Source organism: Nocardia coffeae (genome assembly GCF_019890715.1).
GTDB lineage: Bacteria > Actinomycetota > Actinomycetes > Mycobacteriales > Mycobacteriaceae > Nocardia > Nocardia jiangxiensis.
Map to the genome: position 1 here is coordinate 181336 of NZ_JAINZY010000010.1, position 14339 is coordinate 195674.

Here is a 14339-nt window from a genome sequence, read left to right on the forward strand (position 1 = left end):
AGTCTGCATGCAAATCGACGGTTCGTCGGCACTGATCACCGGCGGTGCGTCCGGGCTGGGCCTGGCCACCGCGCGCCGGATCATCGACCGTGGCGGCAAGGTGGTCCTGGCCGACATCTCGGAGGAACAGGGCGAGAAGGCGATCGCGGAACTGGGTGCGGGCGCGCGGTTCGCGCGCGCGGACGTCACGGACGAGGCGAGTGTGCGGGCCGCCTTGGACCTCGCGGGGGAGCAGGGCCCGGTGCGTTTCGTGGTGCACTGTGCGGGCCGCGGCGGTGACCGCACCCGCATCATCGACCGCGAGCGCAAACCCGGTGAGCTGGATACCTTTTCGGAAGTCATCCGGGTCAACCTGATCGGCAGCTACAACGTGCTGCGACTGGCCGCGGCGAAGCTGGCCGAGAACGAGGTGGTCGACGGCGATCGTGGCGCGATCGTGCTCACCGCATCGGTCGCCGCGTTCGACGGCCAGATCGGCCAGACCTCCTACACCGCAGCCAAAGCGGGCGTGCACGGCATGACCCTGGTCGCCGCGCGGGATCTGGCGAGCTGGCAGATCCGGGTGAACACCATCGCTCCGGGCATCATGGACACCCCCATGCTGGGTCGGCTGCGCTTGGACATCCGGGAGAGCCTCGCGGCCACTGTGCCGCACCCCAAACGTCTCGGCGAGCCCGACGATTTCGGTCGCCTCGCGGTCGAGATGCTGGAGAACCCCTATCTCAACGGCCAGACGATCCGTCTCGACGGAGCGATCCGCATGGCCCCGCGCTGAGGGCGGCGAGGTGAATTCGACAGCCCCGGGCCAAGCGAATGGCGATGTCACCGAGACCGACGAGCAGTTCCGGGCCCGGCTGCGTGCGTTCCTCGATGAGCATCGCCCCGGTCGCCGACCGCGCCGGGCCGAGGATCGACTGTCCTGGCAGAAGGATTGGCTGGCAACGCTTTTCGACTCCGGATTCGCCGGACCCAGCTGGCCGCGCCGTTACGGCGGCATGGAACTGGGCTTCGCGCGGCAGGTGATCTACCAGGAGGAGTACAACCGGGCCCGGGTGCCGGGACCGCTGGGCACCGGTCTGGGCATCGCCGCGCCGACGATCATCAAGTACGGCACGGACGAGCAGAAGGACCGTTTCCTGCGCCCGATGTTGCGCGGTGACAGCGTATGGGCGCAAGGCTATTCCGAGCCGGGTGCGGGATCGGATCTCCCGGCGCTGCGAACCACCGCGCGCCGCGAGGGTGGCGGGCCCGATGATCCGGACGCGTACTACGTCGTCGATGGTCAGAAGGTGTGGAACAGCGCCGCCGACATCGCCGACATCCTGTTCACCCTGGTCCGCACCGGCCCGCCCGGTTCGCGCCAGGACGGGATCAGTTATCTGCTGATCGACGCGCACGCTCCGGGCGTCACCGTGCGCCCGCTGCGTGACCTCACCGGCGACGCGCACTTCTGTGAGATCTTCTTCAGCGATGTGCGGGTTCCGGTGGCGAACCGGATCGGGGCCGAGAACGGCGGCTGGCCGCTGGTGCGCACGAGTCTCGGGCACGAGCGCGCGGCCGGGGCGATGAATCAGGCCGCGCTGTACCGGCGGGTGCTGGACGAGTTGATCGAACTCGCGCACGAGCGGGGAGCGACCGCGGATCCGCTGATCCGGGATCGGCTCGCCGAGTTCGAGATGCGAGTGCGGATAATGCGGCTGACCGGGATGCGCACCATCTCCGACATTCTCGCGAAGGGCGAACCCGGCCCGGCGTCCTCGACCTCGCGGCTGTTCATCGTCACCTTCGAGCAGGAGTTGCACGAGTTCGCGGTGGATCTGCTGGGCTGCTACGGAATTCTCGATCGGCACGATCCGCATGCGGTGCAGCGCGGTCGCTGGGTGTGGGGATTCCTGCGCACCCGGGCCTCGACCATCGGGGCGGGCACGGCCGAGATTCAGCGCAACACGATCGCCGAGCAGGTGCTGGGCCTGCCGCGCGATCCGGCGATGCCCAGCACGGGAAGGTCCTGATGAGAGCCGCACGTTGCATCGAATACGGTGCACCCGAGAAGCTTTCGCTCGTCGAACTGGAAGATCCGGAGCCCGGACCGGGTGAGGTGGCGGTGCGCGTGCACGCCGCGGCGGTGAATTTCCCGGACGTGCTGATAGTGGCGAACCAGTACCAGGTGTCGCTGCCGCTGCCCTTCACCCCGGGCAGCGAATTCGCCGGTGAGGTGTCCGCGCTCGGGCCGGGGGTGAGCGGGCCCGCGGTCGGCACCCCGGTGGCGGGGTCGACGATGGGCGGCGCGTTCGCGGAACAGGTTGTCGTACCGGTGGATTCGCTGCGCGAGGTGCCCGAGGGCCTGGACATGCTGCAGGCGGCCGCCTTCCACGTCGCCTACGGCACCGCGTACCACTCGCTGGTCACCATCGGCGGGGGAGTCGCGGACGAATGGGTGACGGTGCTGGGCGCGGCGGGCGGGGTCGGCTCGGCCACCGTCGACGTCGCGACCCGGTTGGGCATGCGCGTGATCGCGGCCGCATCGTCACCGGAACGTCTCGCGGTCGCCCGTGATCTGGGTGCGGTGGCCGGAATCGATTACAGCCGTGAGGATCTCAAGACCAGGCTGCGCGAGCTCACCGACGGCGGCGTGCACCTGGTGATCGATCCGGTGGGCGGCGACTACTCCGAGGCGGCCCTGCGCGCCCTGCGGCACGGCGGTCGTTTCGTGACCGTCGGCTACGCCGACGGAAAGATCCCCCGCATCCCGTTGAACCTGGTCCTGTTGAAGGACGCGACCGTGCGCGGCTTCGAGATTCGCCTGCTGCGCCGCGACAACCCCGAGGCGGTCGCCGCGGCGACCCGCGCGCTGTCCGCGATGGTGCGCGACGGAATGCATCCGCACGTCTCCGCGGTCCACTCGCTCGCCGATGTCGCCACAGCGCTCACTGCAGTGGCAGAGCGCCGGACGACCGGAAAAGTGGTGCTCGACATGCTCCGCAGCTGAGCGCTGTCAACGGTCACCGCTGGCTGTGGAGTGGTCCGCGAACGTCGTAACCGGGCACTCGTCGCGGAAAAGTCTCCTCAATGAACTTGAGTGCCGTGCGTCTAGTTCGAATTCGAGTCGGTTTCCGTTGAGCGGGACAATAACAGTGCACGCAATACCGCATCAGTCCTAGACTGAACCTGCGCCGGCGTACAGCAGGCCCGAAGTGTGCGTCGAGAGCAGAGCAACCCGTTCCAGTGCGGTTGCCCCGGGCGCCGCGATCATCACGAGGGAGCAGACCAATGCCCTTGCAGCCGTATATGAAGCTGCTGTCGACAGATGACCATCTGATCGAACCGCCGACGCTCTGGACGGACCGCTTGCCCGCCAAGTACCGCGAGCTCGGTCCGCGGATTGTGGAACAGCCGCGCAGCGGGGGGCAGGCTCCCGCCGAGGTGTGGCGATACGAGGATCGGATCTATCCGTACATCGGCCTGAATGCCGTGGCGGGTAAGAGTTTCGAGGACTTCGGCATGGAGCCGACCCGCTACGACGAGATGATCCCGGGCTGCTACGACCCGAAGGCCCGGCTGCGGGACATGGATCTGGACGGTGTGTGGGGTGCGCTGTGCTTCCCGTCGTTCCCGCGCTTCGCGGGCACGGTGTTCCTCGAGGGGCAGGACAAGGAACTGGCCCTGCTGTGCGTGCAGGCGTGGAACGATTTCGTCCTCGACGAATGGTGCCCGGCCGGGCCGGCGGGACGGCTGATCCCGCTGAGCATGCTGCCGCTGTGGGATGTCGAGGCCAGCGTGCGGGAGATCCACCGCGTGGCCGCGAAGGGGTCCAAGGCGGTCACCTTCCCGGAATACACCACGCCGCTGGGCCTGCCCTCCGCCTACACCGACCACTGGGATCCGGTGTTCTCGGCGCTCGAGGAAACCGATATGCCGCTGTGCCTGCACTTCGGCACCTCCAGCAATCCGCCGAAGACCTCCCCGGAGGCCCCGTTCGCGGTGACCATCTCGCTGTTCGCCTGCAACTCGATGTTCGCCGCGGCGGATCTGATCTTCTCCCCGGTGTTCCACCGGCACCCCAAGCTGAAGGTGGGGTTGTCCGAGGGCGGCATCGGCTGGATGCCCTATCTGATCGAGCGGATGGACAACACCTGGGAGCGGCACCGCTTCTACCAGAACCTCAATCAGGATGTGCGCCCGTCGGAGCTGTTCAAGAAGCACTTCCACGGCTGCTTCATCGACGACCGGTTCGGCGTGGAGGTGCGTCATCACGTCGGCGTGGATCGCATCACCTGGGAGTGCGACTACCCGCATTCGGACTCGTACTGGCCCAAGAGCCGGGCGTACGCGGCCGAGGTGCTCGCCGATGTGCCCGATGACGAGGTGCACAAGATCGTCGAGCTGAATACCCGTCGGCTGTACAACATTCCGGCATGAGCGAGGCCGGTGTGGAAGTCAACCGCGTGGGGCGACTGCCGGAGTCCGAGCGATCGGATTGGACCGAGCTGGATCTGCTCACCCGCGAGGAGGCGCACGGCCGCCTGGTCGAGGAGATCGATCTGGTGCGGATTCGGCTCGGTGAGCTGGGGGACGGCGATCAGGCCGAGCGGGATCTGCTCGAATCCAGGCTGCGCGCATTGCGTAGTGCCGCTTCGGATCTGCTCGGTTCCTAGTTGCGGCGACGCCCCGTGGTGAGACGCGCACCGCGGGGCATCAGGCCGACGTGGCGGCTCGATGCTCCGCGACTGCGGCCTCGAGCGCCTCGATATCGCAGGTGCCACCGGAGAAGCCGATGAACAGTGTGCGGCAGTACGTCTGGGACAGGTAGCTCGCGGTCCACTGCTGCCCCGGCTTGACCCACTGATAGGTGTGGTTGTGCATATTAAGGAACTGCAGCGTCGCCAGGCTCGGATCGGCGTCCCGGAAGACGCCCTCGTCCATGGCGGCGACCAGCAGTGAGCGCACAACTTCCTCGAACTGCCTGCGGCGCTTGAGCATTCGCTCCAGATTCGGCTCGGACAGCTGCCGGTAGTCGTGCTCGTACACCCAGATATGGTCCAGGCGTTCGAAGATCACCGTCAGCAGTTCCTCGGACAGCAACCGCAGTTTGACCGTCGGTGCGGCCTCGAGGGCCTGAATGCGGGCCGAGATCTCCAGTAGCGGATCGAGCACCCGCTCCTGAATCTCGATCAGCAGATTCTCCTTGGAGCCGATGTAGTAGTAGAGGGCTCCCTTGGCCAGGCCGACCGTCTCGCCGATCTCGACGATGCCGGTCGCGGCGTAGCCGTTCTTCGCGAACAGCGCCGCGGCGGTGTCGATGATCTCGTCCCGCTTGATCTGATACTGCGGGCCGTGTCCTGGTGGCCGGGCCACATCATCCCCTCTGGTCGGCGTGCCAATACTCGGGTGCGAGTATACGCAGACTAGAACAGGTGGTCGAAACAATGGGCCGCCCGGCTGGGCGGCCCGCTTCGAGATTCTGGATCAGGTGCGCCGGGTGAGTTCGGTTCGTTGACCGGTGGGACGTCGGCGTGCCTCCGGTTCCAGCGACGGAGGCTGGAGGTAGTGATCGATTCCGGGCATATCGGTACCCGGAGGCACCACTCGGTCGATGGCGTCCAGCACATCCGGGGCGAGCTCGACATCCGAGGCTTTCAACGCGTCGTCCAGATGCCCCATGGTCCGCGGGCCGATGATCGTGGACGTGATTGCCGGGTGGCTGGAAACGAAGGCCAACGCCAGTTCGGTCAGGGTCAGGCCCGCCTGGTCGGCGATCTGCCGCAACGCGTCCACGGCGTCGAATCGCACCGGATCGCTGCGTTCGGCCACGGTCGTGACGGTTCGCCCCGACATGAACAAGCCGTCGGGATCGAAACGCGATCCGGCCGGAGGTTGTTCGCCGCGCCGGTATTTACCGGTCAGCCAGCCGCCCGCGAGCGGACTCCAGGCGATGACCGACATCCGGTGCCGTTGGCAGGCCGGAAGTATCGCGGTCTCGATCGATCGGGCGAAGATCGAATACTGCGGCTGCTCACACACGAACCGCTCGGTGCTCCGTCGTTGCGCCGCCCACTGCGCTTCCACGATCCGGTCCGCGGGGAACGAGGACGAGCCCAGGTAGAGCACCTTGCCCTGCCGGACCAGGTCGCTGAGCGCACCGAGCGTCTCCTCCGGAGCAGTGTGCCAGTCCGGCTTGTGGACCTGGTACAGGTCGATGTAATCGGTGCCCAGCCGGCGCAGGCTCGCCTCGACCGCCCGGACGATCCAGCGCCGGGACGAGCCCTGCTCGTTGCGGTCGCCACCCATCGGGTAGTAGCACTTGGTGGCCAGGACCACCTGCTCACGCCGGGTTCGCACGGCACGCCCGACGATCTCCTCGCTCTGCCCGCCGGAGTAGACATCGGCGGTATCGATGAAGTTGATGCCCGCGTCCAACGCGCGCTCGACGATCCGGACGCAGTCGTCGGGATCGGTGTCGCCCATCTTCCCGAACGTCATCGCGCCCAGACACTGGCTGCTGACTTCGACGCCCGTGGTGCCGAATCGGCGATACAACATGCCTTCTCCTCGTATGCGTTTCGCGCCGGCGGCGCAGGGGGCGTACGTCGCCCGGACCGCGGTCGGCCGGCACGCGAATTAACTTTCCACGGTTGATGTTCCGAGCGGCTATCCGGTGCGCATCTTCGAGAAGTCCCAACTGACACGGGTTTCCGGTCGCAACCGCAACCAGGCGTGCCGCCCGTCGTAACGGAGTTCGCTTTCCTCGCTGTACTTCTCGGCGAACAGCCGTTCGGGCTCGGTTAGTTCGGCGACGGGTGCACCGGTGCGCGGCGCCTCGCCGACCATCTCGACCGCGCCGCGCAATTCGACTCCGCGCAGGGAGCGGAAATCCGCGCCGCCGTCGTCGACGATGACACTGACGCGCGGATCCCTGGTGATATCGGTCCAGCGCTGGCTGCGGGTGATCGAGTACAGCCACAGCGCCTCGCCGTCCCAGACGAACCACAGCGCACTGGTGTGCGGTGCGCCGCCGGGGCCGATACTGGCGACCCGGCAGACGGGCCGGTCTCGCAGGAACGTGTCGAGTTCGTCGCCGGTCATCGCCAGCGAGCGGCCGCGTCGTTGTTCGGGCATGGCGCTCTTCCGGTTGAATGTGATTGGGGGAGTGGTGGGTTCGCCCGTAGAGCTAGTCGGACGCGGGCAGCGGCTTGGCCGACTTGAGCGGCAGCGGTGCGCCGTTGACCGCCAGGGTTCCCTGTCCGGCCTTGGTGCACAGCAGTTCCACCCCGACGCTGTCGTCGGCGTAACGCTTGCCCAACTGCGAACCGGACTGCTGAGCCGGGTCGGCGACGCCGGACGCGTCGGCCGGCGAGACCTTCGAGTCGACCATGGTCGCGCCGCCGCAGGTGATCTCCAGATCGCTGTCGGGACAACGGACGACGACGACCGTCGTCGCATCGACCGCACTGGTGAGTGTCTGTCCCACACGTGGCTTCATCGGACTTCCTTCGGTATCTCGTGGAGGCTTCAGCAGGTTAAAAAGAGTGTACTTCTATAGAAGGTCGTTGTTCCGCTTACAGCTCGCAGGATGGCAACTATCGCATACGAGCGACGTCAGTAGGGGACGAAAATCCCGCGCATCGGGACAGTGCTTGTATTGAGTATTATCTATTGCCTACTGTTGCCCGGGTGGCCGAGTCGAGAAGGCGAGGTCGCCGATCCAGGAGCGCGGGCCGCCGGACGACGGCGGTCGATCCGATGCGCCCGCATCTGTTGCTGAAAGGACCGCATATGACGGACGAGACGGCGGCTGTGGACGGCTCGGCGCAAGCCGGGGCGTCGCGATCGGCGCCGGGGGCGACGTCCGAGGCCGATTCCGCTCTGCTGCAAGAGCTTCGGGTCAGGGTGGAGTACCAGGCCGAGCGTTGGCGACCCGGTGTGCGCGTCGCGGACATCCGGCCGCTGACCGGCGGCACCTCCAGCCTGACCTTCCTGGTCGACCTGCACGAGGCGAGCGCGGAGACGACGGTCGTACTCAAGGTGGCCCCACCGGGCCTGCCGCCTGTGCGCAATCGCGATGTCCTGCGGCAGGCCCGGGTGCAACGCGTCCTGCGGGGCAGGGACAGGCCGCTGGCCCCGACGGTGCTGTTCTCCGACGAGGGGCAGCCGCCGCACTCGCCCCCGTTCATGGTGATGAATTTCGTTCCGGGCGAATGTCTCGAGCCGATCCTCACCCCGGCCGAACGTCGGCCCGCACCCGATGTGGTGCACGCGCGCTATCTGGACGCCGCCCGCCTGCTGGTCGAGTTGCATCGCGTGCGTCCCGAATCGGTCGGGTTCGCCGACGAGCCGGTGATCACCCTCGGCGACGAGATCGACCGTTGGACAAGGGCATTCACGACGTTGCCGGAGCAGATGCGCGGTGAGTACGAGCGCGCCGCGGCCGCCCTGCACGCGAGCATGCCCGAACCGCTGCCGCCCGCGATCAACCACGGGGACTTCCGCCTCGGAAATACGCTGTGCGATCAGCAGCGGTTGTCCGCGATCATCGACTGGGAGATCTGGGCGGTCGGCGATCCGCGCACCGACCTGGCCTGGCTGACCTATTTCACCGACGATGCGGGCCATCCGGCCGCCGAGGCGGGCCCGCCCGCCGGGACGCCGACCCGCGACGAGGTGGTCCTGACCTACGAACAGGCCCTGGGCACAAGACTTCCCGACTTGGACTGGTTCCACGCCCTGGTGCGCTACAAGGAGTCCGCCGCCACCGGCCTGCTGCTCAAACGAGCGCTCAAACGCGGTGCTTCGCCGACGGGTCCACTCGGTCGCATGCTGCCGGTACTGCCCGTCCTGGTCCAGGAAACCCTGGACATCCTGGACGCCCGATAGCTCCATCAATCGAAATACATCCCATGCAGCACAACCGGATTCGGCGCTGCTGTCCGGACAATCAGGAGGTTCACGATGACACTCGACGTTCCCGCGGCGCCGTTGCCCGACAAGCCCAACGGCCACCGATTCGAGAACAACGTCGTCCTGATCACCGGCGCGGCCCGTGGTCAGGGACGGGCCGAGGCGGTCAGATTCGCCGCCGAGGGCGCGGACATCATCGCCATCGACATCTGTGCGGACCTGCCGACCGCGCCCTATCCGGGCGCCACGCCCGAGGATCTCGAGGAGACCGCGCGCCTGGTCGAGAAGTTGGGGCGGCGGATCTACACCAGCCGCACCGACATCACCGATTACGACGCGTTGTCCGCCGCGGTCGATGCCGGCGTCGCCGAACTGGGCCGGCTGGACGTGGTGATCGCCAACGCGGGCATGACGACCGCGGCTCCGGCGTGGGAGATCGATCTCGAGCACTGGCACGCGACGATCGCGCACAATCTGCACGGTGCGTTCTACACCGCCAAGACGACCATTCCGCGGATGATCGAACAGGGCACCGGCGGCGCGATCGTCTTCATCAGTTCGGTCGCCGGACTCAAGGCGATGCCGCTGATCGCCGACTACGTGGCCGCCAAACATGGTGTCACCGGTCTGGCGAAGGCGCTGGCGATCGAGCTGGCCCGGTACCGGATCCGGGTGAACTCGGTGCATCCACACGGGGTGAAGACCGACCTCAAGCCGGGCCTGCCCGCCATGATCGAGAACGATTTCGATTACAACGCACTGCTTCTGGGCAGCCTGCCCGATCAGATGAGCGAGGTCGAGGACATCGCCGCGGCCGTAGCGTGGATCGCCTCCAACGAAGCGCGACACGTCACCGGCATTCAACTGCCGGTGGATCTGGGCCGCACCAACCGCTGACGTCGGGGCAGCCGGGGAAGCTGCGGCAACAGCGGGTATGCGCAGGCGGTGGGTTGGCCACCACCTGCGCATCGTTTCAGTCCGCCGCGGGCACCGGGTTCAGGATTCTGGTGAGGATCTTGACCACCCGGCCCGTATTCTCCTGGATGAACGCCGGATAGCCGGGGTGCGCGCGGAATGCCTCGAACGCCCGGGTGCGGTGTTCCAGGCTGTCCCAGCGAATCATCCAGACCAGCGTGCTGTTGGTGTCCGGTCCGATCTCCGTGGTCCACGCGCCCACGATGTCGAATCCGCTCTCGTGCATGATCTTTCGCCCGACGGTCCGGAAGCTCTGCAGATAGTCGGCCGAGGCGGTGAATGCCATCTGGTATTCCCGCAATTCGAAATACATTGCGCCGTATCCTTTCCTAGTGCAGCGCCTCGCCGCCGTTGACCAGCAGCGCCTGCCCGGTGACCACGCTGGACAGCTCGTCCGAGGCGAAGAACAGCACGGATTTGGCACATTCCGCGGTGGTGGGAATCCGGCGCTGCGGGATCATCTCCAGCACGGCCTGCTCCTCGGTCGCCCACGACCCCTTGCCTTCTCGCTCGAGCCGTTCGAAACTCGAGCGCACGCTCGGACCATCCATATAGCCGGGGACATGGGCGTTGACCCGGATGCCGTACTCGGCCACCTCCAGCGCGAGGCCCTGGGTCAGCGTGTACAGCGCGCTCTTCGAACAGGCGTAGGCGAACATGCCGGTCGGGGGGATCCGCTGCGGCTTGAAGATGATGTGCGCCAGCACATTCACGATCGAACCGCTGCGCTGTGCCTTCATCTGCGGCAGCACCAGCTGGCACAGCCGCGCCGAGCCCCAGAAGTTCACCTCGAACACGCCGCGCCAGGCGTCCAGGTCTGCCTCGGCGAGCAGTCCGCGCGGGCTGGCGTTGAACGCGTTGTTGACCAGGCAGTCGATCCTGCCGAACTCCGCGATCGTGCTCCGTACGAGTCGCTCGCACTGCGCCGGGTCGGCGACGTCGGTCCGCACGGCCAGTACCTTGCCGCCCGCTGCCTCGATCGAGGCAGCGCTCTCGGCCAGACCGTCCGGTGAACGCGCCGAGATGACCACCGTGGCCCCCTCCCGCGCGAGTATCAGGGCGCTTTCGTGCCCCAGTCCGCCGACCTGCCCCGCACCCGAGACGATGGCGACCTTGTCCTGCATGAGACCTGGCATCTGTTGTCCTTCCGATATTTCCGAGACGGGGATCAGGGGATGACGACGGTGCGGATACCGTCGTGAACGTCGAACGACCGCAGGATCTGCTGCGCGTCCAGTGCGATCCGATCGGTGACCAAGCGGCCGACGTCGAGGCGGCCGGTCTCGGCCAGTCGCACCAGATTCGGCAGCTGACGATCGGCGTTCGCATCGCCCGCCAGCGAGCCGGTGAGCTTCTTGCCGCTGCTGACCGCCTCCCAGCCGCCGAGTTCGAGCGTGGACGAGCTGTCCGGAGCGCCGACCGTCACGACGATTCCGGCGCGACGCGTCATCCGGTACGCGCTGGTGATCGTGTCCACCCGGCCGACCGCCTCGAATCCGGCGTCCACGCCGCGGCCGCCGGTCAGCTCCTGTACCTGTGCGACCAGTTCCGGGCCCGGCAGCGAGTCCAGCACGTCCGTCGCACCGAGTTCCAGTGCGAGCGAACGTATTCCGGGAACAGGATCCACGGCGATGATCCGGGTCGCACCGGCGACCGCCGCCGCCTGGACGATCGACATGCCCACCCCGCCGAGGCCCAGGACGGCGATCTGATCACCGGGCCGGACCCCGGCGGTGTTGAAAACCGCTCCGGCGCCGGTGTTCACCGCGCAGCCGATGATCGCGAGTTGTTCGAACGGCAGGTCGGTATGCACCGGGACCACCGAGAGTTCGTGCAGGACGGTAGTTTCCGCGAACGAGCCCAGGCCGCAGAACAATCCGACGGTGCGATCGTCGTCGAGCGCGTAGCGCGGGGTGTTCCACACCTTCAACCCCTCGGTGCACAGGTACGGATACTCGCGCACACACCACCAGCACTGTCCGCAGGAGGGTTTGCTCGCGCCGATCACCTTGTCGCCCGGCCGGACCCGCGTGACCTCGGAACCCACTTCCAGCACCGTGCCCGCCAGTTCGTGGCCCAGGACGAGCGGCAACTCGAAGGGCATGGTTCCGGCGAGCACACTGTGGTCGCTGTGGCAGATGCCGCTGGCGCCGACCTGCACCACGACATCGTGCGGGCCCGGTGGCAGTGCCCGCAGCTCGCCGACGGTGAATTCGCCGACCTTGTCGGCATATCCGACTCTCATACCTCGAAGCTCCTTGTGCGGCAGGACGATCGACGTCGAATCCGGTTCGACGTCGCGCTCCGGGGGTTTCGATACGACCACCTCGGCAGCGCTGTCCTTTAAATAGATGATCCTTTATCTAGAGATGCTATGCCCAGATCTTGCGAAATGGTTCGGATCTGCCCAATCTACGTATACTGATTTCCGTTCAGATATCGACGTGAACGAGAGGACGGCCCCACCTTGACCAGCACACCGACGCGGAGCCAGGCGGACGACGAGTTCGAAGGCAAAATCGCCTTCATCACCGGCGGCGGTCGGGGGCAGGGCCGCTGCCATGCGCTCGCTCTCGCGGCCGCGGGCGCGGACATCGCCATCTGCGATATCGAGGAACAGGATCCGGAGATGCCGGTGCCCACGGGCGCGCCCGGCGATCTGGACACCACGCGCAGACAGGTCGAGGCCCTCGGGCGGCGCTGCCTGTCCGCCGTGGCCGACGTCCGGGATCGCGTGGCGCTGAACGGTTTCGTGGATTCGATCATGCGGGAGTTCGGCCGGATCGATATCGCCGTCGCCAATGCCGGGATCTACTCGGCCGCACCGATTCACCAGATGCCCGACCACCAGTTCGACGCGGTCCTGCAGACCAATCTGACCGGCGTCTACAACACGATTCGCGCCGTGGCCCCGATCATGGTCGAGCAGCGCTCGGGCCGGATCATCGCCACCGCGTCGGGCGCCGGACGCCTGGGCCTGCCCAACCTGGCGCACTACAACGCGTCGAAGTGGGGCGTGATCGGACTGGTGAAGGGTTCGGCGATCGACCTGGGCCGGTACAACATCAGCGTCAACGCGGTCTGCCCGGCGACCATCGACACCCCGATCGTGCGCAACGAGTTCACCCGCCGCCTCTACAACCCCGAACTGGAGAATCCGACCGATGCCGACGTCGACCGGAAGATCCTGAGCGGGGGCAAGGTTCCGATGCCGGTGGCGATGCTGCAGCCGGAGGAGATCACCAACGCGGTGCTGTTCCTCGCCTCGGACCGGGCGAAGTACATCTCGGGCAGCACGATCGACGTGGGCGGCGGGTACGCGGCAAGCCACACGTGAGTCGCGCGGTCCGAGCTGCGGGCGGCCCACCCGGCCGGCACGGGAGGGCCGCCCGATCTCGTCTGCCGATCGGGCGACCCTTCCGCACGAGGTCAGCCGACGGCGGGTCGTCCCGTTTCGCTGCCGGTGATCAGTGGCAGGTCCAGCACGCTGCGCGGTCCCGGTTCCGCGGCCACCAGTGCGGGGATGAAATTCACCGCGCGGGCCGCGTTGAGCTGGGCGTTGGCCTCGGCCGAGGGCACTGCGGTGGGCCAGCTCATGGTGGCGACGACGGGCGGTGAGGCGTCGAAGGTGACGGTCCAGGCGGGTGTGGATTCGTCGCGTCGCCAGTCGTCGCCGAGTCCGTAGACGGCGGTCTGCTCGTTCTTGATGGTCAGGAAGACGTGGTCGCCGCTGTAGGCGTCCCAGGTCCACCGCACGCCGCCCACGGTTCCGGCCTCCACGACCAGCCCGCTGCCCGGCAGGGTGACCGTCTCGGGCGCCAGACGGGTCTCTCGTGAGCGAGTTCGCAACTCGGAGAACGGAATTCCCAGGCCGGTGGCGACCATGCGGGCCGACATGCCCATCAGCCACTCCCACCGATCCGACGGAATGTCGTCGGCGGCGCGGCCGATGCCCAGCCGGTCGTGGATCTGGCTCGCCGACGGGTAGTGCGCGACGTGGTTGCGCTGGTGTGCGGTGATGTGCCGGACGTCGTTGGTGTAGCCGGACAGGAACAGCGGCAGCACGTCACTGATCAATCCGGGGATGTTGCCACCGGCGACGATGCTGGAAGATCCACGGCGGCAGGCGGATTCGATCAGCTCCTGCTCGGGCTGCCCGGCCATGAAGTGCCCGCCCAGCTGGGCGTAGACATTGATGCCGGCCTCCAGCAGCCTGGCGATTCGCGCCGGGTCGTACCCCTGTGCACTCCAGATCGCCACGTCCGGGCGCAGCGCGAGGATGTCCTCGAACGTGCCGGTCGCGCGCAGGCCGATCGGCGCGATGCCCACGATCTCCCCGACGTCCCTGCCCTGTTTGTCCTCGCTGTGCACCAGGACGCCGACCAGCTCGATGTGCGGATGGTGCGCCAGCCGGCGGACGATCTCCGAACCTATTCCGCCGGTGAAACATTGGGCTACGCGGATCATGC

Annotated in this window: 16 protein-coding genes; 8 read left to right on the forward strand and 8 right to left on the reverse strand. The window is 67.1% G+C overall.

Features of this window, described 5'->3' with window-relative positions; all coding sequences use genetic code 11:
* Nucleotides 1–7 precede the first annotated feature (7 nt).
* The 5 genes from K7711_RS31305 (at nucleotide 8) to K7711_RS31325 (ending at nucleotide 4655) form a co-directional block, all read left to right on the forward strand.
* Nucleotides 8–775 (forward strand): SDR family NAD(P)-dependent oxidoreductase, encoded by a 768-nt coding sequence (locus K7711_RS31305; RefSeq protein ID WP_222973636.1) that lies wholly within the window; start codon nucleotides 8–10, stop codon nucleotides 773–775.
* Nucleotides 776–785: 10 nt separating this feature from the next.
* Nucleotides 786–2012: an acyl-CoA dehydrogenase family protein gene (locus K7711_RS31310; protein ID WP_222973641.1), complete on the forward strand. Its 1227-nt coding sequence runs from the start codon at nucleotides 786–788 to the stop codon at nucleotides 2010–2012.
* A complete protein-coding gene (locus K7711_RS31315) occupies nucleotides 2012–2989 on the forward strand; it encodes an NADPH:quinone oxidoreductase family protein (protein WP_222973643.1) in 978 nt (325 codons plus the stop codon). Before K7711_RS31310 ends, K7711_RS31315 begins: the two co-directional genes overlap by 1 nt.
* Before the next feature lie 281 nt (nucleotides 2990–3270).
* Nucleotides 3271–4419 carry an amidohydrolase family protein gene (locus K7711_RS31320; RefSeq protein WP_222973645.1) on the forward strand — a complete coding sequence of 383 codons (1149 nt, stop codon included), beginning with the start codon at nucleotides 3271–3273 and terminating at the stop codon, nucleotides 4417–4419.
* Entirely contained in the window at nucleotides 4416–4655 is a 240-nt protein-coding gene (locus tag K7711_RS31325; RefSeq protein WP_222973648.1) for a hypothetical protein, read from the forward strand. Before K7711_RS31320 ends, K7711_RS31325 begins: the two co-directional genes overlap by 4 nt.
* Before the next feature lie 40 nt (nucleotides 4656–4695).
* On the opposite strand, the gene K7711_RS31330 is transcribed toward K7711_RS31325, so the two are convergent.
* From K7711_RS31330 to K7711_RS31345, 4 genes are all read right to left on the reverse strand, one after another.
* Nucleotides 4696–5355 (reverse strand): TetR/AcrR family transcriptional regulator, encoded by a 660-nt coding sequence (locus K7711_RS31330; protein WP_222973650.1) that lies wholly within the window; start codon nucleotides 5353–5355, stop codon nucleotides 4696–4698.
* Nucleotides 5356–5466: 111 nt separating this feature from the next.
* On the reverse strand, nucleotides 5467–6540 hold the full coding sequence (locus K7711_RS31335; protein ID WP_222973656.1) for an aldo/keto reductase: 1074 nt from the start codon (nucleotides 6538–6540) through the stop codon (nucleotides 5467–5469).
* Nucleotides 6541–6648: 108 nt separating this feature from the next.
* A complete protein-coding gene (locus K7711_RS31340; protein WP_222973658.1) occupies nucleotides 6649–7116 on the reverse strand; it encodes a pyridoxamine 5'-phosphate oxidase family protein in 468 nt (155 codons plus the stop codon).
* A gap of 52 nt (nucleotides 7117–7168) precedes the next feature.
* Nucleotides 7169–7480: a hypothetical protein gene (locus K7711_RS31345; RefSeq protein ID WP_222973660.1), complete on the reverse strand. Its 312-nt coding sequence runs from the start codon at nucleotides 7478–7480 to the stop codon at nucleotides 7169–7171.
* Nucleotides 7481–7773: 293 nt separating this feature from the next.
* On the opposite strand from K7711_RS31345, the gene K7711_RS31350 reads away from it, so the two are divergent.
* Both K7711_RS31350 and K7711_RS31355 read left to right on the forward strand, forming a co-directional pair.
* Complete coding sequence (locus tag K7711_RS31350) at nucleotides 7774–8871, forward strand: phosphotransferase family protein (RefSeq protein WP_222973661.1); 1098 nt, start codon at nucleotides 7774–7776, stop codon at nucleotides 8869–8871.
* Nucleotides 8872–8946: 75 nt separating this feature from the next.
* Nucleotides 8947–9792, forward strand: a complete 846-nt coding sequence (locus tag K7711_RS31355) for a mycofactocin-coupled SDR family oxidoreductase (protein WP_222973670.1) — start codon at nucleotides 8947–8949, stop codon at nucleotides 9790–9792.
* 76 nt (nucleotides 9793–9868) lie between these two features.
* On the opposite strand, the gene K7711_RS31360 is transcribed toward K7711_RS31355, so the two are convergent.
* Genes K7711_RS31360 through K7711_RS31370 form a run of 3 tightly spaced genes read right to left on the reverse strand, consistent with a single transcriptional unit; the run spans nucleotide 9869 to nucleotide 12115 of the window.
* Entirely contained in the window at nucleotides 9869–10183 is a 315-nt protein-coding gene (locus tag K7711_RS31360; RefSeq protein ID WP_222973673.1) for an NIPSNAP family protein, read from the reverse strand.
* A 16-nt stretch (nucleotides 10184–10199) separates the two neighbouring features.
* Nucleotides 10200–11006 carry an SDR family NAD(P)-dependent oxidoreductase gene (locus K7711_RS31365; protein WP_222973675.1) on the reverse strand — a complete coding sequence of 269 codons (807 nt, stop codon included), beginning with the start codon at nucleotides 11004–11006 and terminating at the stop codon, nucleotides 10200–10202.
* A 32-nt stretch (nucleotides 11007–11038) separates the two neighbouring features.
* On the reverse strand, nucleotides 11039–12115 hold the full coding sequence (locus K7711_RS31370) for an alcohol dehydrogenase catalytic domain-containing protein (RefSeq protein WP_222973677.1): 1077 nt from the start codon (nucleotides 12113–12115) through the stop codon (nucleotides 11039–11041).
* 222 nt (nucleotides 12116–12337) lie between these two features.
* Here K7711_RS31370 and K7711_RS31375 point away from each other — a divergent pair, with 222 nt between their 5' ends.
* Nucleotides 12338–13207, forward strand: coding sequence for a mycofactocin-coupled SDR family oxidoreductase (locus K7711_RS31375; RefSeq protein ID WP_222973679.1), 870 nt, complete (start codon nucleotides 12338–12340; stop codon nucleotides 13205–13207).
* Between the two features lie 92 nt (nucleotides 13208–13299).
* On the opposite strand, the gene K7711_RS31380 is transcribed toward K7711_RS31375, so the two are convergent.
* On the reverse strand, nucleotides 13300–14337 hold the full coding sequence (locus K7711_RS31380; RefSeq protein ID WP_222973680.1) for a dihydrodipicolinate reductase: 1038 nt from the start codon (nucleotides 14335–14337) through the stop codon (nucleotides 13300–13302).
* Between the last annotated feature and the right edge of the window lie 2 nt (nucleotides 14338–14339).

Bases quoted from the DNA above. Each gene is read 5' to 3' on its own strand.
- K7711_RS31305 (WP_222973636.1), top strand. From the start codon at position 8: ATGCAAATCGACGGTTCGTCGGCACTGATCACCGGCGGTGCGTCCGGG.
- K7711_RS31315 (WP_222973643.1), top strand. From the start codon at position 2,012: ATGAGAGCCGCACGTTGCATCGAATACGGTGCACCCGAGAAGCTTTCG.
- K7711_RS31320 (WP_222973645.1), top strand. From the start codon at position 3,271: ATGCCCTTGCAGCCGTATATGAAGCTGCTGTCGACAGATGACCATCTG.
- K7711_RS31325 (WP_222973648.1), top strand. From the start codon at position 4,416: ATGAGCGAGGCCGGTGTGGAAGTCAACCGCGTGGGGCGACTGCCGGAG.
- K7711_RS31335 (WP_222973656.1), bottom strand. From the start codon at position 6,540: ATGTTGTATCGCCGATTCGGCACCACGGGCGTCGAAGTCAGCAGCCAG.
- K7711_RS31340 (WP_222973658.1), bottom strand. From the start codon at position 7,116: ATGCCCGAACAACGACGCGGCCGCTCGCTGGCGATGACCGGCGACGAA.
- K7711_RS31345 (WP_222973660.1), bottom strand. From the start codon at position 7,480: ATGAAGCCACGTGTGGGACAGACACTCACCAGTGCGGTCGATGCGACG.
- K7711_RS31350 (WP_222973661.1), top strand. From the start codon at position 7,774: ATGACGGACGAGACGGCGGCTGTGGACGGCTCGGCGCAAGCCGGGGCG.
- K7711_RS31355 (WP_222973670.1), top strand. From the start codon at position 8,947: ATGACACTCGACGTTCCCGCGGCGCCGTTGCCCGACAAGCCCAACGGC.
- K7711_RS31360 (WP_222973673.1), bottom strand. From the start codon at position 10,183: ATGTATTTCGAATTGCGGGAATACCAGATGGCATTCACCGCCTCGGCC.
- K7711_RS31365 (WP_222973675.1), bottom strand. From the start codon at position 11,006: ATGCCAGGTCTCATGCAGGACAAGGTCGCCATCGTCTCGGGTGCGGGG.
- K7711_RS31370 (WP_222973677.1), bottom strand. From the start codon at position 12,115: ATGAGAGTCGGATATGCCGACAAGGTCGGCGAATTCACCGTCGGCGAG.
- K7711_RS31380 (WP_222973680.1), bottom strand. From the start codon at position 14,337: ATGATCCGCGTAGCCCAATGTTTCACCGGCGGAATAGGTTCGGAGATC.